The sequence below is a fragment of the Ramlibacter aquaticus genome (assembly GCF_015159745.1).
Taxonomy (GTDB): domain Bacteria; phylum Pseudomonadota; class Gammaproteobacteria; order Burkholderiales; family Burkholderiaceae_C; genus Ramlibacter; species Ramlibacter aquaticus.
The window spans coordinates 71,060-90,582 of the sequence record NZ_JADDOJ010000001.1; the positions used below are offsets into that span (position 1 = coordinate 71,060).

Sequence of the window (19,523 nt, forward strand, 5' to 3'; positions counted from 1 at the left end):
CCTGCGGGCTCCGCTCAGCGGCGGCTGCGTTCGCGCCGCAGGCTGGCCAGGCGCGCCTCGACCAGGTCGCTGTCGATCGCGTCCTGCGCGTGGGTGAGGTAGGTCTCCAGGTCGGCCACGGCCTGCAGGATGTGGCCCTGCTCGGCGTGGGCGAAGCCCCGGTCGCGGAACTCGTCCCAGCCCTCGGGCTGGAGCACGAGCAGGCGGTCCAGCACCGCGATCAGGCGCACCCAGTCCTGCTGGGACTGGTGGATCTCCTTCAGGTTGCGCAGCATGCGCGCCAGGATCTCGCGCGGCGAGGCGGCCTGCAGGTACAGGCCCAGCGGCACCTCGAACTCGTCCACCAGGCCGCTGTGGCGGCGGTAGGGTTCCAGCCGCTCGGCCAGCTCCTCGCGCGAGAGCGACTGCCCGGTGAAGGGGTCGATCACCACCTGGCCCTTGGGCAGGTTCACCTTGGCCATGAAGTGGCCGGGGAAGCTCACCCCCCGGGCGGGCAGCCCCAGGCCCTGGGCCAGCTCGATCCACAGCACCGCCAGCGAGATGGGGTTGCCGCGGCGGGTGCGCAGCACCACGTTGAGGTAGCTGTTGTCGGGGTCGTAGTAGTCGTTGACGTTGCCGCCGAAGCCCAGGTCGCGGAAGAAGAACTGGTTGAGCGCGCGCAGCCGGGCCAGCGCGGCGGCATCGGCCGGAATGCGGCGCTTCAGGCGGGCCAGCAGCTGGTCCACGTCGCCCAGCACCTGCTGGGGGTCGAGCTCGGGGTATTCGTCCTGCGCCAGGCAGGCGGCCGCCTCCAGCAGCGGGAACTCGTCGTCCTCGCGCACCAGCATCGCGAAGTACTCCAGCGGCGTGGGCGCGGACAGGGAAAGTCGCATGGCACTTTGTAAGGGAGCGGGGCCGCCAGCGTCAAGCCGGGGCCGGTTTCAGCGCGTGACGAATTGGCGCAGCTTCAGGCCCGCGCCCCAGAGCGCGGCGAAGTACAGCACGCCCGAGCCCGCCAGCATGCCCGCCATGAGCCCGGCACGCAGCCAGCGCTGGGCCCGCAGCGCGGTCCAGTCGAAGGCCTGGGCCCCCCACAGCAGGAAGACCGCCAGCAGCGCGCTGGCCGCCAGCACCTGCAGCAGGAAGCGGCCCCAGCCCGGCAGCGGCCTGAAGCTGCCGCGCCGCAGCAGCCCGGCCAGCAGCAGGCCGGCGTTCAGCAGCGCGCCCAGGCCGATGGACAGCGCCAGGCCGGCATGGGCCAGGCGCGGCACCAGCAGCAGGTTCAGGCCCTGCGTGGCCGCGAGCGACAGCACCGCGATGCGCATGGGCGTCTTCATGTCGTGGTTGGCGTAGTAGCCGGGCGCCAGCACCTTGATGGCCACCAGCCCCAGCAGACCCACGCCGTAGCCCGACAGCGCGACCGCCACCTGGCCCACGTCGCTGTCCTTGAAGGCGCCGTAGTGGAACAGCGTGGCCACCAGCGGCGCGCCGAACACCAGCAGTGCGACCGAGGAGGGGATGGCCAGCAGCACCACCAGGCGCAGGCCCCAGTCCAGCATGGCGGAGTAGCGGGCCACGTCGCCGCTGGCGCGTGCCGCCGCCAGCTGGGGCATGAGCACCACGCCCAGGGCCACGCCCAGCAGGGCCGTGGGGAACTCCATCAGCCGGTCGGCGCTGTTGAGCCAGCTCACGCTGCCGGGCTGCAGGTAGGAGGCGATCTGGGTGTTGATGAGCAGGGACACCTGGGCCACGCTCACGCCCAGCAGGGCCGGCAGCATGAGGCGCAGCACCTGGCGGGTGCCCTCGTCGGCCCAGGCGGCGCGCAGGGCGGTGCGGGTCGCGCCCAGGCGCGGCCACATGCCGATGCGGCGCAGGGCGGGCACCTGGATCGCCAGCTGCAGGATGCCGCCGGCCATCACGCCCACGCACTGCGAATAGATCGGCTCGATCCCCCAGCGGGCGAAGGCGGGCGCGCCCACGACCAGCGCCAGGATCAGGCACAGGTTGAGCAGCACCGGCGAGGCGGCGGGGATGGCGAAGCGCTTCCAGGTGTTGAGGATGCCGCCCGCCAGCGCCACCATGGACATGAAGCCGATGTAGGGGAACATGATGCGCGTCATCACGACGGCGGCGTCGTAGGCGTGCGGCGTCTTGCGCAGGCCGCTGGCCAGCGCCCAGACGAAGAGCGGCGCGCCCAGCACGCCGGCCAGGCACAGCAGCACCAGCGTCCAGAGCAGGATGGTGGAGACGTCGTCCACCATGCGGCGGGCGCCGCCGTCGCCAGCCTTGGCCCGGGTGGCGGCCAGCACCGGCACGAAGGCCTGGCTGAACGCGCCCTCCCCGAACACGCGGCGGAACAGGTTGGGGATGCGGAAGGCGACGTAGAAGGCGTCGGTGAGGGCGCTGACGCCGAAGACGGAGCTCATCAGCATGTCCCGCACCAGGCCCGTGACGCGCGACGCGAGCGTCAGCAGCGACACCGTGGAGGCGGCTTTGAACAGGGTCACGGGGCGAGTGTAGCCCGGCCGTGCAAGCCCTTTGTCGCCCCTGGCCCGGCTGGCCTATAATGGAGGGCTTTGCTGGCATCATCCCCAAACACAAGGATCTGAAAACATGGCCTCTGCCAAACCCAAGAAGAAGAACCCCCGCCTCGCGTCCGGCCGCAAGCGCGCCCGCCAGGACGTGAAGCTGAACTCGGCGAACACCTCGCTGCGTTCCAAGTACCGCACCGCTGTCAAGAACGTCGAGAAGGCGGTTGCCGCCGGCGACAAGACCAAGGCGGCCGAACTGTTCGCCAAGGCCCAGTCCGTGCTGGACACCGTGGCCGACAAGCAGATCTTCCACAAGAACAAGGCCGCTCGCGACAAGAGCCGCCTCGCCGCCAAGGTCAAGGCCCTGGCGCAAGCCGCCGCCTGACGCCTCAGGCAAACAGCACGGGTGCCGCCCCGGCGCCCGCCGTTTGAACCGGGTGCGCTGCCAGCAAAGCAAAAAGCCAGAAGCCGTCGAAAGACGGCTTTTGTGCTTTCTGGGCGGCACAATCGGACCGGATGAGCCCTGAAGACATCGCCGCCATCGAACAGGCCACGCTCGCTGCCGTCTCGCCCGAGGCCGTGGAGGCCTGGCCCGGCTGGCTGCTGCCCTTCGACAGCGGTCCCATAGGCCGGGCGAAAAGCGCGGCGCCACTGTCGCACGAAGCCCCGGCGGAAGACATTTCAAGCCGCATCGCGGCGGCTTACCGTGCCCGTGGCCTGGCGCCCGCGTTCCGCCTGCCCGCCCTGCCCGCCTTCGACCCTCTGCGCGCCGACCTGGCGGCCCGGGGTTACCGTCCCAGCCAGCCCACCTGCCTGCAGTGCGCCCCGGCGGCCGACGTGGCCGCACGCGCGCCGGCCCCGCCCGATGCGCCGGCGCGGATCGAGGTCGCCCGGGACGCGGGCGAGGACTGGGCGTCGCTGTTCCTGGGCGAAGGTTTCGACCCGGTGGAGGGCGCCGGCCGGGTCGCGAGCCTGCGGCGGGGCCAGGCCTCGCTGTTCGCGACCCTCTATGACCACGAGGGCCGGCCGGCCGCCGCCGGCGCGCTGGCCTGCCACGCGGGCTGGGGCGGCATCCACGGCATGCGCACCGCACGGGCCCAGCGCGGCCAGGGCCATGCCGCCCGGGTGGTGGGTGCCCTGGCCCGGGAAGCCATGGCGCGGGGGGTGACCCGCCTGTTCCTGCAGGTGGAGGTGGACAACGCCCCGGCGCTGGCGTTGTACGGGCGGCTCGGGTTCGAGACGCAGTGGGTGTACGCGTATTGGCGCCCCGGGGACTGATCTGGGCGCTGGGCGCTGAGGCAGGTCTTTCACGCCAGGTCCGGGGGCTCCCGCGGGTTTCGCGATTGGCGCACCGTGCGGAATACGGAGTGCCGCGCGGCGACCAATGGTTCGCGCCCGGGCCGGGACAGGGACGACTCATTCCGCGGATGTCCCCCGCGTTGCCGCAAGCGGCAACGCTCCTCCTTGATTCCGCTCCATGAGCCGCCCCGGCCCCGGCCCTGGAAACCTTGGCACGCCCGCGCGAAGCCACGCCCACGCCTCCCCTGTCGGTCGGGGAGGTGCTCGGCCGTCTGGCCGGAGTCCGGCCTGCGCGCGCCCGCACCTCGAGGAGCGGGGTGGGCGTGGCTCATGGAGCGGAATCAAGGAGGAGCTTTGCCGCGCGCGGCAAAGCGGGGGACATCCGCGGAATGAGCCGCGCCCGGCCCGCTCCGGGCGAGCCACAGGACCTGCGGGTCCCGGGTGCACGTCAGGCATGCTGCCAGGGACGTCTAGACAACGCCCGCGGTGCCAGACGCCCAGCTCAGGGCGGCGGCGTGTCCGGCAGCAGGCAGGCTTCGCCCACCTGCAGTTCGTTGTCCTTGGCGAAGTTCATGACGAAGTCCCAGGCCATGGGCTCGTGGTCACGCAGTTCCGCGCTGACCACGACGCACTTGATGCCGTTGACCACGGTCGGAATGCACCAGGGGGAGTAGCTCAGGTGGCTGCCCGGCTGCGCGCCGCCCGGGCGGAACGAGCTCATCACGCCGGCCAGGCGCTCGGCCCAGTCGCTGGGCCGGAAGGTGCGGCCCGCTAGGGTGATGCCCTGGATGAAGACTTGTTTGGCGCTGCTCGAAACCATGGATGGGTGCCGGAACCTTGCGGTGCCCGCGCGGAGGATCACCCCGATGCGGCAGCGCAGCAAGTATTGTATCTTATATAAGACTTGCGGCCGCTCCGGCCCCCTGCGCGCGGCGCATCGCAGTGATGCGCAATCCTCAAGCAGGGCCTGCAGGCCCTGTGCCTAAAATCGGGCTCCAACGGCTCACGCGTGGGCCGATTTTCTTTTCCGGAGATCCTGATGGCGCATATCGAGGCTGCTTCCCCGCACACCATGAACACCTACGGCCGGCTGCCGATCGCGCTGGAGCGCGGCCAGGGCGTGCGCGTGTGGGACGTGAACGGCAAGGAGTACCTGGACGCGCTGGCGGGCATCGCGGTGAACACCCTGGGCCACAACCACCCCAAGCTGGTGCCCGCGCTGCAGGACCAGGTCGCCAAGCTGATCCACGTCTCCAACTACTACCACGTGCCCAACGCCGAGAAGCTGGCCGCCAAGCTGGTGGAACTGTCGGGCATGACCAACGTCTTCTTCTGCTCCACCGGCCTGGAGGCCAACGAAGCGGCGCTCAAGCTGGCGCGCAAGTACGGGCACGACAAGGGCATCACCCATCCCAAGATCGTGGTGTACGAGAAGGCCTTCCACGGCCGCTCCATCGCCACGCTCTCGGCCACCGGCAACACCAAGATCCAGCAGGGCTTCGGCCCGCTGGTGGAAGGCTTCGTGCGCGTGCCGGTGAACGACATCGAATCGCTCAAGGCCGCCACCGCCGGCGACAAGGACGTGGTGGCCGTGTTCTTCGAGACCATCCAGGGCGAAGGCGGCGTGAACCCCATGAGCCTGGAGTACCTGCAGCAGGTGCGCGCGCTGTGCGACGAGCGCGACTGGCTGATGATGATCGACGAGGTGCAGTGCGGCATGGGCCGCACCGGCAAATGGTTCGCCCACCAGTGGGCCGGCATCCACGCCGACGTGATGCCGCTGGCCAAGGGCCTGGGCTCGGGCGTGCCGATCGGCGCCGTCGTCGCCGGCCCCAAGGCCGCCCACATCTTCCAGCCGGGCAACCACGGCACCACCTTCGGCGGCAACCCGCTGGCCATGCGCGCCGGCGTGGAGACCATCCGCATCATGGAAGAGGACGGGCTGCTGGACAACGCCGCCCGCGTGGGCGCGCACCTGCAGGCCGGGCTGGGCCGTGCGCTGGCCGGCGTCGCCGGCGTGAAGGAGATCCGCGGCCGCGGCCTGATGGTGGGCGTGGAGCTGGACCGCCCCTGCGGCGCGCTGACGCAGATCTGCTGCGACAACGGCCTGCTGATCAGCGTCACCGCCGACAGCGTCATCCGCCTGCTGCCCGCGCTCATCATGACCCCGGCCGAGGCCGACGAGCTGGTCGAGCGGCTGGCGCCCCTGGTCAAGCAGTTCCTGGCGGGCTGACCATGGCGATCCGTCATTACCTGCAGTTCACCGACTTCACGGCCGAGGAGTACGCCTGGCTGTTCGAGCGCGCCGCGGTCATCAAGAAGAAGTTCAAGGCCTACGAGAAGTACCACCCGCTGGCCGACCGCACGCTGGCCATGATCTTCGAGAAGGCCTCCACGCGCACCCGCGTGAGTTTCGAGGCCGGCATGTACCAGATGGGCGGCAGCGTGGTGCACCTGACCACCGGCGACAGCCAGCTGGGCCGGGCCGAGCCGATCGAGGACAGTGCCCGCGTGATCAGCCGCATGGTCGACCTGGTCATGATCCGCACCTTCGGCCAGGAGAAGATCGAGCGCTTCGCCGCGCACTCGCGCGTGCCCGTGATCAACGGCCTGACCAACGAGTTCCACCCCTGCCAGATCCTGGCCGACCTGTTCACCTACATCGAGCACCGCGGCTCCATCGCGGGCAAGGTGGTGGCCTGGGTAGGCGACGGCAACAACATGGCCAACACCTGGCTGCAGGCGGCCGAGCTGCTGGGCTTCACCGTGCACGTCTCCACGCCGTCGGGCTACGAGGTGGACCAGAGCGTGGCGGGCGTGCGCAGCAATGCCAGCTACAAGGTCTTCGCCGACCCGATGGAGGCCTGCCGCGGCGCCGACCTGGTGACCACGGACGTGTGGACCAGCATGGGCTACGAGGCCGAGAACGAGCAGCGCAAGAAGGCCTTCGCCGACTGGTGCGTGGACGCCGACATGATGAAGGTGGCCAAGCCCGACGCGCTCTTCATGCACTGCCTGCCGGCGCACCGTGGCGAGGAGGTCGAGGCCGAGGTGATCGACGGGCCGCAATCGGTGGTCTGGGACGAGGCCGAGAACCGCATGCACGCGCAGAAGGCCCTGATGGAATACCTGCTGCTGGGCCGTGTCGCAGGCTGAGCATCCCTGCCTGGCCTGCGGCGCCTGCTGCGCCGCCTACCGGGTCGATTTCTCGGTCTACGAGACCGACGCCTGCGGCGGCCGCCTGCCGGCCAGCCTCACCGTCGAGGTGGCGGGCGCCACCGTGCGCATGCGCGGCACCGACCACGTGCCGGTGCGCTGCATCGCGCTCACCGGCACCGTGGGGCAGCGCGCCGCCTGCGGCGTCTATGAATGGCGCCCCAACCCCTGCCGCGAGCTGGAGCCCGGCAGCTACGGCTGCGAGAAGGCGCGGGCGCGGCATGGGCTGCCGCCCCTGCCGGCGGGGCTGGTCCTCTAGCCGTCGCACGCAGGGCGCAGCGCCATGACCCGCACGCCACGCATCCTGGCCATCGGCGGCGGCGGCTTCCTGATGGAGGGCCGTTTTTCCAGCATAGACCGCGAGCTGCTGCGCCTGACCGGCCGGGACCGCCCGCGGGTCTGCCTGATCCCTACGCCGGCCGGGGACGCCGAGGAGCTCATACAGCGCTTCCATGCCGCCTACGGCGAGCGCTGCGAGGCCTGGCAGCTCACGCCCTTCCGCAAGCCGGGCCCGCGGGCCCTGGGTTTGCGCAGCTTCGCCGACGAACTGCTGGGCTTCGACGCCGTGTTCGTGAGCGGCGGCAACACCCGGTCTGCGCTGGGCGTCTGGCGCGAGTGGGGCATCGACGAGGCCCTGCGGGCAGCCCACCGAGCCGGGGTGTTGCTCGCCGGCATGAGCGCAGGCGCCCTCTGCTGGTTCGAGGCGGGCTTCACGGACTCCTTCGGTGACGGGTATGCGCCCTTGCAGGGCCTGGGCGTGCTGGAAGGCGGCTGCAGCGCCCACCACCGCGACGGCTCGGAGCGCACGGCCTGCCTGATCCAGGCCATCCGCAGCGGCGAGATGCCACGGACCCTGGCCATCGATGACTTCGCGGCCGTGCTCTTCGAATCCGGACGCCCGCGGGTGAACTATTCCTGGGTGCCAGGCGCCGCCGCACGCTACCTGGTGCGCGCCGGCGATGTCGTGCGGGAAGAGCCGGTCGAAGGCGCGCGGAAGGTGCTGGCTGGGCCCTAGGCCGCGCTGCCCACGGGCCGCGGCGCGCGCTTGCGGGCCACTGCTTGAAGCCTCAAGCAATTTTTGGCCGCTGTTGCAGCCAACCGACACCACGGCCCGCGCAATCGCCACACACTGCGCGCATGCCAAGCCTGTGGGACATCTCACCGCCTGTGTCGCCCGCCTCGCCGGTCTTCCCCGGTGACACGCCCTACGCCCAGCACTGGAGCGCGATGCTGGGGCCGGGCTGCCCGGTCAACGTCAGCGCGATCACGCTGTCGCCGCACGTGGGCGCCCACGCCGACGCGCCGCTGCACTACGACGCCCAGGGCGCGCCGGTGGGCGCGCTGCCGCTGGCGCCCTTCCTCGGCCCCTGCCGCGTGATCCACGCGATCGGCTGCGGCCCGCTGGTGCAGTGGCGGCACCTCGCGCACGCGCTGGAGGCGCTGCCGCCGCGCGTGCTGGTGCGCACCTACGAGCGCATGCCGGTGGACCGCTGGGACCCGGACCTGGCGGCCCTGGCGCCGGCCACGGTGGAGCGCCTGGCCGACCTGGGCGTGCAGCTCATCGGCATCGACACCGCCAGCATCGACCCGGCCGACAGCAAGACCCTGGACAGCCACCAGGCGATACGCCGGCGCGGCCTGCGCGTGCTGGAGAACCTGGTGCTGGACGAGGTGCCCGAGGGCGACTACGAGCTGATCGCCCTGCCCCTGAAACTCATGACCGCCGACGCGTCCCCCGTGCGCGCGGTGCTGCGACGCCCATGACCACCCTGCAAGACTGCCGCGCGATGGACGCGGCCGACCCGCTGGCGCCCCTGCGCGCGCTGTTCGAGCTGCCGCCGGGCACCGTCTACCTGGACGGCAATTCGCTGGGCGTGCTGCCAGCCGCCACGCCAGCACGCATCGCGCGCGCCGTGCGCGAGGAATGGGGCCAGGGCCTGATCCGCTCCTGGAACGAGGCCGGCTGGTTCGACCTGCCGCAGCGCATCGGCGACATGATCGCCCCGCTGGTGGGTGCGGGCCCGGGCGAGCTGGTCGCGACGGACTCCACCTCCATCAACCTGTTCAAGGTGCTGAGCGCCGCGCTGTCCATTGCCCAGGCCGCCGCGCCCGCCCGCCGCGTGATCCTCAGCGAGCGCAGCAACTTCCCCACCGACCTGTACATCGCGCAGGGCCTGGGTCGCCTGCAGGGCGCGCAGCTGCGGCTGGTGGACGAGCCGGGCGCGATCGCCGCGGCGCTGGGACCGGAGGTGGGCGTGCTCATGCTCACGCACGTCAACTACCGCACCGGCGAAATGCACGACATGGCCACCCTCAGCCGGGCCGCGCACGAGGCCGGGGTGCTGGCGGTCTGGGACCTGGCCCACAGCGCCGGGGCCGTGCCGGTGGACCTGCACGCGGCCGGCGCCGACTTCGCCGTGGGCTGCGGCTACAAGTACCTCAACGGCGGGCCGGGGGCGCCCGCCTTCGCCTGGGTGCACCCGCGCCATGCCGGGGCCTTCGAGCAGCCGCTCTCGGGCTGGTGGGGCCATGCCGCTCCCTTCGAGTTCACGCCCGACTGGCGGCCCGCCCCCGGCATCGCCCGCTACCTGTGCGGCACCCAGCCGGTGCTGAGCCTGCGCGCGCTGGAGTGCGGGGTGGAGACCGTGCTCGCCGCGCAGCCCCTGGGCGGCATGGCGGCGTTGCGCGCGAAGTCGCTGGCGCTCACGGACCTGTTCATCGCCCTGGTCGAGGACGGCTGCGCGGGCCACGGCCTGTCGCTGGTGACGCCGCGCGCGCATGCGCGGCGCGGCTCGCAGGTCTGCCTCACGCGCAGCGAGGGCGCCTACGCCATCGTGCAGGCGCTGATCGCGCGCGGCGTGATCGGCGACTTCCGCGCCGGCGACGCGCAGCTGCCCGACATCCTGCGCTTCGGCTTCACCCCGCTCTACCTGCGCTTCGAGGACGTGTGGCAGGCGGCGCAGCAGCTGCGCGAGGTGCTGGAGGGCGGCGAATGGCGCCGACCCGAGTTCAACCGGCGCCACGCCGTCACCTGACATGGCCGACAGGACGCCCGAAGCAGGCACCCCCGCCACGCCGGAGAACGTGGTGCGCCAGGAGGGCGCGCAGCTCGATTTCAGCCGCGACATGAGCTACGCCGACTACCTGCACCTGGACGAGATCCTGGGCGCGCAGCATCCGCGCTCGCCCGACGCGAACGAGATGCTGTTCATCATCCAGCACCAGACCAGCGAGCTGTGGATGAAGCTGGTGCTGCACGAGCTGGGCGGCGCGATCGCCGCCATTGCGCAGGACGCGCTGCCGCCGGCCTTCAAGATGCTGGCGCGCGTCTCGCGCATCCTGGAGCAGCTGGTGCACGCCTGGGATGTGCTGGCGACGATGACGCCCTCGGAGTACAGCGCCATACGCCCCTACCTGGGCCACTCCAGCGGCTTCCAGAGCGCGCAGTACCGCTGCATCGAATTCGCGCTGGGCAACAAGAACGCGGCCATGCTGCAGCCGCATGCCCACCACCCGCAGCGCCTGGCCCTGGTGCGCCGGGCGTACGAATCGCCCTCGCTGTACGACGAGGCGATCCGCCTGCTGGGCCGGCGCGGCCTGCCAGTGCCCGCCAGCCACACCGCACGCGACTGGACCCAGCCCTATGTGGAAAGCGCCGAGGTGGAGCAGGCCTGGCTGACCGTCTACCGCGACCCGCGCCAGCACTGGGACCTGTACCAGCTCGGCGAGGAGCTCACCGACCTCGAGGACGCCTTCCGGCTCTGGCGCTTCCGCCACGTCACCACCGTGGAGCGCGTGATCGGCTTCAAGCGCGGCACCGGCGGCACCGGGGGCGTGAGCTACCTGCGCAAGATGCTGGACGTGGTGCTGTTCCCGGAGATCTGGCGGCTGCGCACGGACCTCTGAGCGCGCGGCGCGTGGCGGGCCTTCAGCCGCCGAAGAGCCAGGGCTGGTCCAGCAACCGTTCGCCCAGCAGGCCCATCGCGGCATCCCGGCCCCAGCGCACCAGGCCCTGGGCATGGAACACCCGGCCGTTGCGCCGCGCCGTGGCCTGCACGCGGGCGCAGCGCGCCCAGCGGGCCTGCGCATAGGCCTGGAGCGCCCCCGCCACCTGGGCCGGTGCGATGCCGCGCAGGCCGGTGGCCAGGGCCGCCGCGTCCTCCAGCGCCATGCCCGCGCCCTGGGCGAGATAGGGCCGCATCGGATGCGCGGCATCGCCCAGCAGCGCGACGCGGCCGCGCACCAGGTCCTGCGGACCCCGCAGCGGTGCCCGGTCATGGACGGGCCAGACCCGCCAGGACGGCATCGCGTCCAGCAGGCCGCGCAGGCCGGCGGACAGCGGACCGGCCGCGGCCCGCAGGTCCTCGGACGCACCCTCGAGGTCCCAGCTGCGCTCGCGCAGGGCACGGCGGCTCTCGACGATGGCGACGACGTTGAGCAGCTGCCCCGCCCGCACCGGGTAGGCGACCACGTGGACGCCCGGGCCCATCCACACCGTGACCTGGGCGGCGCGCAGTGGCGCGGGCACCGCGGCCACGGGCGCGGTCGCCCGGTAGGCCAGGTGGCCCGAGGCCGGGGCCGCACCGTCCTGCCAGAGCTGCGCGCGCAGCACGCTCCAGACGCCGTCGGCGGCCACCACCGCGTCGCCCGTGGCTGTGTCGCCGCCCTGGAAGCGCAGCGTGGCGCCGCTGTCCTCCTGCGAGACACCGACCACACGGCAGCCGGTCTCCAGCCGGACGCCCTCGCGGCGGGCATGCGCCAGCAGCAGGGCCTGCAGGTCGGCCCGGTGGACCGTGGCATAGGGAGCGCCGTAACGGGCTGCGATGGCGTCGCCCAGCGCCAGTTCGCCCAGCAGGCGGTCGTTGCCGGTGTCGCGCACCCGAAGCGCCTGCGGAAACACGGCCACCTCGCGCAGCGCCTCCTCCAGGCCCCAGGCCCGAAGCCGCCGGGTCGAGTTCGGCGCCAGCTGGATGCCCGCGCCCACTTCCGAGAACACGCGGGAATGCTCGAACAGGCGGGCTTCGCAGCCCGCGCGCTGCAGGGCGGCGGCGGCGGCCAGGCCCCCCAGCCCCCCACCGGCAATCAGTAGCTGCGCGCTCATGGGCAGGATTGTGCCCCGGCAGCGAAGCGACTCGCCCGGCGCGGCGGGCGCCCGGCGCAGGGCGGTGCGCCGGACGATGCATGCACGACGCCTTCGGGACGGGATGCCGGGCGGACCCGCGCCGGGTATAACCGGCGCCTGGCGCTCTCGCCATGGGGAAGGAACGCGACGTGATGGGCCACACGGGGCGCTTGCGCCTGGAAGCACTGACCGAGGACCACGCGGCGGCCATGTGGGCGGCGCTGTCGGACGAGCGCCTCTATGCCTACATCACCGAGCCGCGCTATCCCAGCGTGCAGGCGCTGCAGGCGCGCTACCGCCGGCTGGCGGCCGGGTCGCCCTCCCCCGATGAAACCTGGTGGAACTTCATCCTGTTTCGCACTGGCACGGACGAACCCCTGGGCTTCGTGCAGGCCACGCTCAGGCCCGCCCAGGCGATGGCGGAGGTGGCCTACCTGCTGGCGCCCCGGCACTGGGGCCAGGGCTACGCGACCGAGGCCCTGGGCTGGCTGCTGCAGGCCCTGGCGGCACGCGGCGACATCGCACGGGCCCAGGCGCAGGTCGACGTGCGCAACACCGCCTCGCTCGCCGTGCTGCACCGCCTGGGCTTCGTGCTCGTCCGCACGGTCGAGGACGCGCAGTCCACCGACCATGTGTTCGAACGCAGCCTGGCCGGCCTGGCCCCGCCGGCCCGCCCAGGCGCGTCCTGAGCCACGGGCGCTCCTGGCGCCTTCAGCCTTCGAGCAGCTGGCGCAACACGAAGGGCAGGATGCCGCCGTGGCGGTAGTAGTCCACCTCGATCGGCGTGTCGATGCGCAGCGTGACCGTGAGCTCGGTGCGGCTGCCGTCGGCCCGGGTGACCACCAGCTGGGCGTCGCTGCGCGGGCGCAGCTGCGGGTCGGGCACGATGTCCACGGTTTCGCTGCCGTCCAGCCGCAGCGTCTGCCAGGTGTCCGAGCCCTGGAACTGCAAGGGCAGCACCCCCATGCCGACCAGGTTGCTGCGGTGGATGCGCTCGAAGCTGCGCGCCACGACGGCGCGTATGCCCAGCAGCTGCGTTCCCTTGGCGGCCCAGTCGCGCGAGGAGCCGGTGCCGTATTCCTCGCCGGCGAAGATCACCGTGGGCCGGCCCTCGGCCATGTAGCGCATGGCGGCGTCGTAGATCGCGAGCTTCTCGGTGCGGCCGCGCGCGTCCCGGTACAGCGTGAGGCCGCCCTCCTCGCGCGAGCCGTCGGGCCGGGCCGGGATCATCAGGTTCTTGATGCGCACGTTGGCGAAGGTGCCGCGCATCATCACCTCGTGGTTGCCGCGCCGCGAGCCATAGCTGTTGAAGTCCGGCTTCTTGACCCCGTGCGCGAGCAGCCACTGGCCGGCCGGTGAGCTTTCCTTGATGGAGCCCGCCGGCGAGATGTGGTCGGTGGTGATCGAGTCGCCGAACAGGGCCATGATGCGCGCGCCGCGCACCGCGTTGTCGCCCTGCCCCGCCTTGAGCGCCAGGGCGAAATCCTGGAAGAAGGGCGGCTCGGCGATGTAGGTGCTCTCGGGCCAGGTGTAGGTCTCGCCCGCGATGCCCTGGATGCCCTGCCACAGCGCGCCGGGCTCGGTGCGCACCTTGGCGTAGTTGGCGCGGTAGGCCTCGCCGTCCATGGCGTACTTCATGAGGGCGTGCACCTCCTCGCTGGTCGGCCAGATGTCGCCCAGGTAGACGTCGCGGCCGCCCGTGCCCTTGCCCACCGGCTCGGTCATCAGGTCGCGCAGCACGGTGCCGGCGATCGCGTAGGCCACCACCAGCGACGGGCTGGCGAGGAAGTTGGCCTTGATGTTGGGATGGATGCGGGCCTCGAAGTTGCGGTTGCCCGAGAGCACGGCCGCGCACACCAGGTCGCTGGCGGTGATGGCCTCGTTGATCTCGGGCGCGAGGTCGCCGGAGTTGCCGATGCAGGTGGTGCAGCCGTAGCCGACGACGGAAAAGCCCAGCTGCTCGAGGTAGGGCAGCAGCCCGGTCTTGCGGTAGTACTCGGTGACGATGCGCGAGCCCGGGCCCAGCGAGGTCTTGATGTGCGGCTGCACGCGCAGCCCCTTCTCCACGGCCTTCTTCGCCAGCAGGCCGGCCGCCAGCAGCACGCTGGGGTTGGAGGTGTTGGTGCAGCTGGTGATGGCCGCGATCAGCACGTCGCCGTTGCCGATGGTGACGTTCTCCACGTGCGGCGGGGCCACGCTCTCGGCGCCGGCGTCCACGGCCTCGTGCGCCAGGTCGGGCGCGTCGGACTTGGCGGCCGCCAGCGTGGGCTTGTTGGCCTCCATCTCCATCAGGTTGCGCTCGGCGGCCGGCGGCGTGGGCGGGTTGGCCGGCACCTTGGGATCGGGTTCCTTGCCGCCCAGGTGCAGCAGGTGGCGCGTGAGCAGGGTCTCGGCCGGCTGGTTGAAGCCGTTCTCCGCCGAAGGTGCGCTGAACAGCCCGGTGAAGCTGCGCGCCACCTCGCCCAGCTCGATGCGGTCCTGCGGGCGCTTGGGGCCGGCCAGGCTGGGCGTCACCGTGCCCAGGTCCAGCGAGATCACCTGCGAGTAGTCGACCTCCCCCGCCTGCGGCACGCCGAACAGGCCCTGGGCGCGGAAGTAGGCTTCCAGCGTGGCCAGCTGCTCCTCGGTGCGGCCGGTGCCCCGGTAGTACGCGAGGGTCTTCTCGTCGACCGGGAAGAAGCCCATGGTCGCGCCGTACTCGGGCGCCATGTTGCCGATGGTGGCGCGGTCGGGCACCGAGAGGGTGCGCGTGCCCTCGCCGAAGAATTCGACGAACTTGCCCACCACCTTGTGGCGGCGCAGGATCTCGGTCACGGTGAGCACCAGGTCGGTGGAGGTACAGCCCTCGCGCAGGCGGCCGGTGAGCTCGAAGCCGACCACGTCGGGGGTGAGCATGTAGACGGGCTGGCCCAGCATGGCGGCCTCTGCCTCGATGCCGCCCACGCCCCAGCCCACCACGCCCACGCCGTTGATCATGGTGGTGTGGCTGTCGGTGCCCACCAGCGTGTCCGGATAGAAGACGCCGTCCTGCGTGCTGTGCACGCCACGCGCCAGGTACTCCAGGTTCACCTGGTGCACGATGCCGAAGCCGGGCGGCACCACGCCGAAGGTGCTGAAGGCCTGCATGCCCCACTTCATGAACTGGTAGCGCTCGCGGTTGCGCTGGAACTCCAGCTTCATGTTCAGGTCCAGCGCGTCGGGCGTGCCGTAGTGGTCGACCATGATGGAGTGGTCCACCACCAGGTCCACCGGCACCAGGGGCTCCACCGCGCCCGGCCGCTTGCCCAGGCGCGCGGCGGTGCTGCGCATCGCGGCCAGGTCGGCCAGCAGGGGCACGCCGGTGAAGTCCTGCAGCACCACGCGGGCGACGACGAAGGGGATCTCCTCGGTGCGGTCGGCCTGCGGGAACCAGTTCGCCACCTGCCGCACGTGCTCTTCATTGACCTTGCGGCCGTCGCAGTTGCGCAGAACCGACTCCAGCACGATGCGCATGGAGATCGGCAGGCGGGAGATGCGGGGGAATCGCCGGGCCAGCGCCGGCAGGGAATAGAACTTTCCGGACTGCCCGGACCCGGTCTTGAAGGTCTTCAGCGTGTCCGCGAACGCATGGGTCATCTCGGCCTCATTGATGGGATGGACGTGCAGGGACATTCTGCCCCGCCCGCCAATCCCATGGGGCCGTCAGGCGTGCGCGGCCTCGAATTCCTGCATGTAGGCCACCAGGGCCTGCACCGCCTCCAGGGGCAGCGCGTTGTACAGCGAGGCGCGCATGCCGCCCACCAGCCGATGGCCCTTGAGCTGGACCATGCCGCGCGCCTGCGCGCCCTTCAGGAACTCGGCATCCAGGGCCGCGTCCTTCAGGTGGAAGGGCACGTTCATCAGGGACCGGTCCTCGCGCGCCACGCGGTTGGAGAAGTAACGGCTCTGATCCAGGAAGTCGTAGAGCAGCTGCGCCTTGGCGCGGTTGTGCGCCTCCATGGCCGCCAGGCCGCCGTGCGCCCGGGTGTGCTTGAGCACCAGCCCCAGGATGTAGATCGCGTAGGTGGGCGGCGTGTTGTACATGGAGTCGTTCTCGGCCTGCAACTGGTAGTTGAAGGCCGAGGGCGTGATCGCCAGCGCATGGCCGAGCAGGTCCTCGCGCACGATCACCACGGTGACGCCCGAGGGGCCCATGTTCTTCTGCGCGCCGGCGTAGATCAGGCCGTAGCGGCTGACGTCGATGGGCCGCGACATGATGTCCGAGGACATGTCCGCCACCAGGGGCACATCGCCCACGTCGGGCAGCTGGTGGTATTGCACGCCGCCGATGGTTTCGTTCGAACAGATGTGCACGTAGGCGGCGCCGGGATCCAGCTGCCAGCTGGCGCGCGGCGGGATCGCGGTGAAGCCCGAGGCTTCGCCCGAGGCGGCCACCTGCACCCGGCCGTACTTCGCGGCCTCGGCGATGGAGCGGGTGGACCATTCGCCGGTGTTGACGTAATCGGCGCGGCCGCTGCGGCCCATCAGGTTCATGGGCACGATGGCGTTCTCGCCGATGGCCCCGCCCTGCACGAAGAGCACCTTGTAATGGTCGGGCACGCCCATGAGCTCGCGCACCAGCGCCACGGCCTCGGCGTGGATGCCCATGAATTCCTTGCCGCGGTGGCTCATCTCCATCACGGACATGCCGCTGCCCTGCCAGTCGAGCATCTCCTCGGCCGCCTGGCGCAGGACGGCTTCGGGCAGGGTGGCGGGACCAGGGCTGAAATTGAAGACGCGAGACATGGTCTCGAGCATACCAGCGGCGGTGCAGCCCATCCGGGCGCGGTTGTAGTCGGCGCCGCACAGCGCGAGGCGCGGGCGGACGACTCCGCCCACGCGCTTTCCCGTCCAGCATGCGCAGGCAACAAGGAGCCCGACCATGAGCACGCACAAGACCGACCCGCACCAGACCCTGTGGGAGATGATCAAGTCGACCCGATTCGGCATGCTGACCCACCGCCACCCCGACGGCGGTCTGCATTCCCACCCGCTGACCACGCAGAACAAGTCGCTGGAAGACGACATGCTGCTGTACTTCTTCGTCAGCAAGCGCACCGAGCTGGGCCAGCGCCTGCGCGCGGACGGCAACGTGAACGTGGCCTACGCCAACACCGACAAGGACCGCTACGTCTCCGTCTCGGGCGAGGCGACGGTGAACGAGGACATGGACAAGAAGCGCCACCTGTTCAACGCCATGGCCAAGGCCTGGTTCCCGGGCGGCGTGGAAGACCCGGACCTGGAGCTGGTGCAGGTGCGCATCCACCACGCCGAATACTGGGACGTGAAGGAAAGCAAGACCACCCAGCTGTTCAAGATGGCGGCCGCGGCCGTGAGCGGCAAGCCGCCGCACATGGGCGAGCACCGCGAGCTGCACACCACCTGAGGGCGACCGCCCGGGGGCCCGAGGCCCCGGCTCAGGGGCGTCGGCCGAATTCGACGACCCGGTTGGGCGGCAGCATGAACCAGTCGGAGGCGCGGCCTGCATTGCGGTGCAGCCACGCGAAGACCGCCTGGCGCGCGCGCGTGATGCCCTGCAGCCGCGCCGTGCCCACCGTCTCGCGCGAGATGAAGAACGAGGTGTTCATGGTCTCCAGCCCGATGCCGCGCTGGTAGGACAGCAGCTTCATGAACTCCGGCACGTCCGGCGGCTCCATGAAGCCGTGCGTGGCCACCACCTCCAGGAAGCCGCCACCCAGGTCCTGCACCTGCAGGCGCTGGGCCGGGGGCACCCGCGGCATGTCGGCCGTGCGCACCTGCAGGATGATCACGCGCTGGTGCAGCACCTGGTTGTGCTTGAGGTTGTGCAGCAGCGCGTGCGGCACGTAGTCCGGGTCGGCAGTGAGGAAGACGGAGGTGCCGTTGACGCGGTGCACCGCATCCCCGGCCAGGGCGGCGACGAAGGGCCGCAGCTCGATGCGGTCGGGCGCCGAGCGTTCGTGGATCAGCCGCCGGCCCTTGGCCCAGGTGGTGAACACGCCCATCACCAGGGCCGCCACCGCCAGCGGCAGCCAGCCGCCCTCGGCGATCTTCAGGCTGTTCGCGACCACGAACAGCATGTCGATGACGACGAACACCGTGGCGCCTGCGAGCACCGCCGCCGGGGGCCAGCGCCACAGCCGCAGCGCGACCAGCGCCGCCAGCACGCTGGTGGTGACCATGGTGACGGACACCGCGATGCCGTAGGCCGAGGACAGCGCGCTGGAGCTGCGGAAGCCCAGCACCAGGGCCAGCACGCCCAGCACCAGCAGGCCGTTCACCGCCGGCAGGTAGATCTGGCCCATCGCCTGGCCGGAGGTCTGGACGATGCGCAGCCGCGGCAGGTAGCCCATGCGGATCGCCTGGGCGGTGAGCGAGAAGGCGCCCGAAATCACCGCCTGCGAGGCGATCACCGTGGCGGCGGCGGCCAGCACCACCATGGGCAGCACGCCCCACGAGGGCAGCAGCCGGTAGAAGGGGTTGTCGATGGCCGACGGGTCCTTGAGCACCAGCGCGCCCTGGCCGAAGTAGTTCAGCACCAGCGCTGGCAGCGCGACGAAGAACCAGGCCTGGCGGATCGCCCGCGCGCCGAAGTGGCCCATGTCGGCATAGAGCGCCTCGCCGCCGGTGACGGCCAGGAAGACCGATCCCAGCACGGCCAGGGACTGCGCCGGGTGGTCGGCCAGGAAGGCGCCCGCCCAGGCCGGGCTGAGCGCCTGCAGCACCTGCGGTGCGTCCGCGATGTGCCACAGCCCGAGCAGGGCCAGCACCGCGAACCACAGCAGCATCACCGGGCCGAACACTTTGCCGACCGCGCCCGTGCCCAGCTTCTGCACCGCGAACAGGCCGGCCAGGATGACCAGCGTGAGCGGGACCACGTAGGGCTCGAAGACCGGCGTCACCACGTTCAGGCCCTCCACCGCCGACATGACGGAGATGGCGGGCGTGATCAGGCTGTCGCCGTAGAACATGGCCGAGCCGGTCAGCCCCATGGCCGCCACCAGCGGCAGCAGGCGGCGCCAGCCGGGCGCGTCGACGGCGTGCCGGGCCAGGGCCTGCAGCGCCATGATGCCGCCCTCGCCGTCGTGGTCGGCCCGCAGCACGAAGACCACGTACTTCACCGTCACGACCAGGGTCAGCGCCCAGAAGATCAGCGAGAGGATGCCCAGCACGGCCGCCGGCGTCAGCGTGACGCCGTGGGCGGGGCTCAGGCATTCGCGCAGGGCATACAGGGGCGAGGTGCCGATGTCGCCGTAGACCACGCCGAGCGCGGCCAGCGCGAGGGCGGCGCGGGCACCGCGGGCCGGCGGGGCGACGAGGTCGTGGGTGGCAGTGTTCATGCGGCGGATTCTGTGACCAGCCACGGGCGCGCCGTGTGG

Annotated in this window: 18 protein-coding genes; 11 read left to right on the forward strand and 7 right to left on the reverse strand. The window is 71.3% G+C overall.

Annotation, left to right across the window (positions count from 1 at the left end; all coding sequences use genetic code 11):
• Nucleotides 1-14 precede the first annotated feature (14 nt).
• Together IM725_RS00395 and murJ are read right to left on the reverse strand one after the other, a co-directional pair.
• A complete protein-coding gene (locus tag IM725_RS00395; RefSeq protein ID WP_193778574.1) occupies nt 15-872 on the reverse strand; it encodes a SirB1 family protein in 858 nt (285 codons plus the stop codon).
• Nucleotides 873-920: 48 nt separating this feature from the next.
• Entirely contained in the window at nt 921-2,486 is a 1,566-nt protein-coding gene (gene murJ / locus IM725_RS00400) for a murein biosynthesis integral membrane protein MurJ (protein WP_193778576.1), read from the reverse strand.
• A gap of 106 nt (nt 2,487-2,592) precedes the next feature.
• Here murJ and rpsT point away from each other — a divergent pair, with 106 nt between their 5' ends.
• A complete protein-coding gene (gene rpsT, locus IM725_RS00405; protein ID WP_193778577.1) occupies nt 2,593-2,895 on the forward strand; it encodes a 30S ribosomal protein S20 in 303 nt (100 codons plus the stop codon).
• 131 nt (nt 2,896-3,026) lie between these two features.
• A complete protein-coding gene (locus IM725_RS00410) occupies nt 3,027-3,788 on the forward strand; it encodes a GNAT family N-acetyltransferase (RefSeq protein ID WP_193778578.1) in 762 nt (253 codons plus the stop codon).
• Nucleotides 3,789-4,311: 523 nt separating this feature from the next.
• On the opposite strand, the gene IM725_RS00415 is transcribed toward IM725_RS00410, so the two are convergent.
• Nucleotides 4,312-4,629 (reverse strand): DUF3579 domain-containing protein, encoded by a 318-nt coding sequence (locus IM725_RS00415; protein WP_193778579.1) that lies wholly within the window; start codon nt 4,627-4,629, stop codon nt 4,312-4,314.
• Between the two features lie 219 nt (nt 4,630-4,848).
• On the opposite strand from IM725_RS00415, the gene IM725_RS00420 reads away from it, so the two are divergent.
• The 7 genes from IM725_RS00420 (at nt 4,849) to kynA (ending at nt 10,931) form a co-directional block, all read left to right on the forward strand.
• Nucleotides 4,849-6,042, forward strand: coding sequence for an aspartate aminotransferase family protein (locus IM725_RS00420; RefSeq protein WP_193778580.1), 1,194 nt, complete (start codon nt 4,849-4,851; stop codon nt 6,040-6,042).
• Nucleotides 6,043-6,044: 2 nt separating this feature from the next.
• Nucleotides 6,045-6,965, forward strand: coding sequence for an ornithine carbamoyltransferase (argF, locus tag IM725_RS00425; protein ID WP_193778581.1), 921 nt, complete (start codon nt 6,045-6,047; stop codon nt 6,963-6,965).
• Nucleotides 6,952-7,284: a YkgJ family cysteine cluster protein gene (locus IM725_RS00430; protein WP_193778582.1), complete on the forward strand. Its 333-nt coding sequence runs from the start codon at nt 6,952-6,954 to the stop codon at nt 7,282-7,284. The genes argF and IM725_RS00430 overlap by 14 nt, the downstream gene beginning before the upstream one ends.
• Before the next feature lie 24 nt (nt 7,285-7,308).
• Nucleotides 7,309-8,040 carry a Type 1 glutamine amidotransferase-like domain-containing protein gene (locus tag IM725_RS00435; protein WP_193778583.1) on the forward strand — a complete coding sequence of 244 codons (732 nt, stop codon included), beginning with the start codon at nt 7,309-7,311 and terminating at the stop codon, nt 8,038-8,040.
• Nucleotides 8,041-8,162: 122 nt separating this feature from the next.
• Complete coding sequence (kynB, locus tag IM725_RS00440; protein ID WP_193778584.1) at nt 8,163-8,789, forward strand: arylformamidase; 627 nt, start codon at nt 8,163-8,165, stop codon at nt 8,787-8,789.
• On the forward strand, nt 8,786-10,060 hold the full coding sequence (kynU, locus tag IM725_RS00445; RefSeq protein WP_193778585.1) for a kynureninase: 1,275 nt from the start codon (nt 8,786-8,788) through the stop codon (nt 10,058-10,060). The genes kynB and kynU overlap by 4 nt, the downstream gene beginning before the upstream one ends.
• Nucleotide 10,061: 1 nt before the next feature.
• A complete protein-coding gene (gene kynA, locus IM725_RS00450; protein WP_193778586.1) occupies nt 10,062-10,931 on the forward strand; it encodes a tryptophan 2,3-dioxygenase in 870 nt (289 codons plus the stop codon).
• A 22-nt stretch (nt 10,932-10,953) separates the two neighbouring features.
• On the opposite strand, the gene IM725_RS00455 is transcribed toward kynA, so the two are convergent.
• On the reverse strand, nt 10,954-12,126 hold the full coding sequence (locus tag IM725_RS00455; protein ID WP_193778587.1) for an FAD-dependent monooxygenase: 1,173 nt from the start codon (nt 12,124-12,126) through the stop codon (nt 10,954-10,956).
• Nucleotides 12,127-12,278: 152 nt separating this feature from the next.
• Between IM725_RS00455 and IM725_RS00460 the strand changes: the two genes are divergently transcribed.
• Nucleotides 12,279-12,836: a GNAT family N-acetyltransferase gene (locus tag IM725_RS00460; protein ID WP_193778588.1), complete on the forward strand. Its 558-nt coding sequence runs from the start codon at nt 12,279-12,281 to the stop codon at nt 12,834-12,836.
• Nucleotides 12,837-12,858: 22 nt separating this feature from the next.
• Here the strand turns inward: IM725_RS00460 and IM725_RS00465 are convergent, their stop codons facing one another.
• Together IM725_RS00465 and serC are read right to left on the reverse strand one after the other, a co-directional pair.
• A complete protein-coding gene (locus IM725_RS00465) occupies nt 12,859-15,762 on the reverse strand; it encodes an aconitate hydratase (protein ID WP_193778589.1) in 2,904 nt (967 codons plus the stop codon).
• A 66-nt stretch (nt 15,763-15,828) separates the two neighbouring features.
• Complete coding sequence (serC, locus tag IM725_RS00470; RefSeq protein WP_193778621.1) at nt 15,829-16,911, reverse strand: 3-phosphoserine/phosphohydroxythreonine transaminase; 1,083 nt, start codon at nt 16,909-16,911, stop codon at nt 15,829-15,831.
• A gap of 136 nt (nt 16,912-17,047) precedes the next feature.
• Here serC and IM725_RS00475 point away from each other — a divergent pair, with 136 nt between their 5' ends.
• Nucleotides 17,048-17,551: a pyridoxamine 5'-phosphate oxidase family protein gene (locus IM725_RS00475; protein ID WP_193778590.1), complete on the forward strand. Its 504-nt coding sequence runs from the start codon at nt 17,048-17,050 to the stop codon at nt 17,549-17,551.
• A 31-nt stretch (nt 17,552-17,582) separates the two neighbouring features.
• Here IM725_RS00475 and IM725_RS00480 read toward each other — a convergent pair whose 3' ends face one another.
• Entirely contained in the window at nt 17,583-19,484 is a 1,902-nt protein-coding gene (locus IM725_RS00480) for a potassium transporter Kup (protein ID WP_193778591.1), read from the reverse strand.
• Nucleotides 19,485-19,523: the final 39 nt, after the last annotated feature.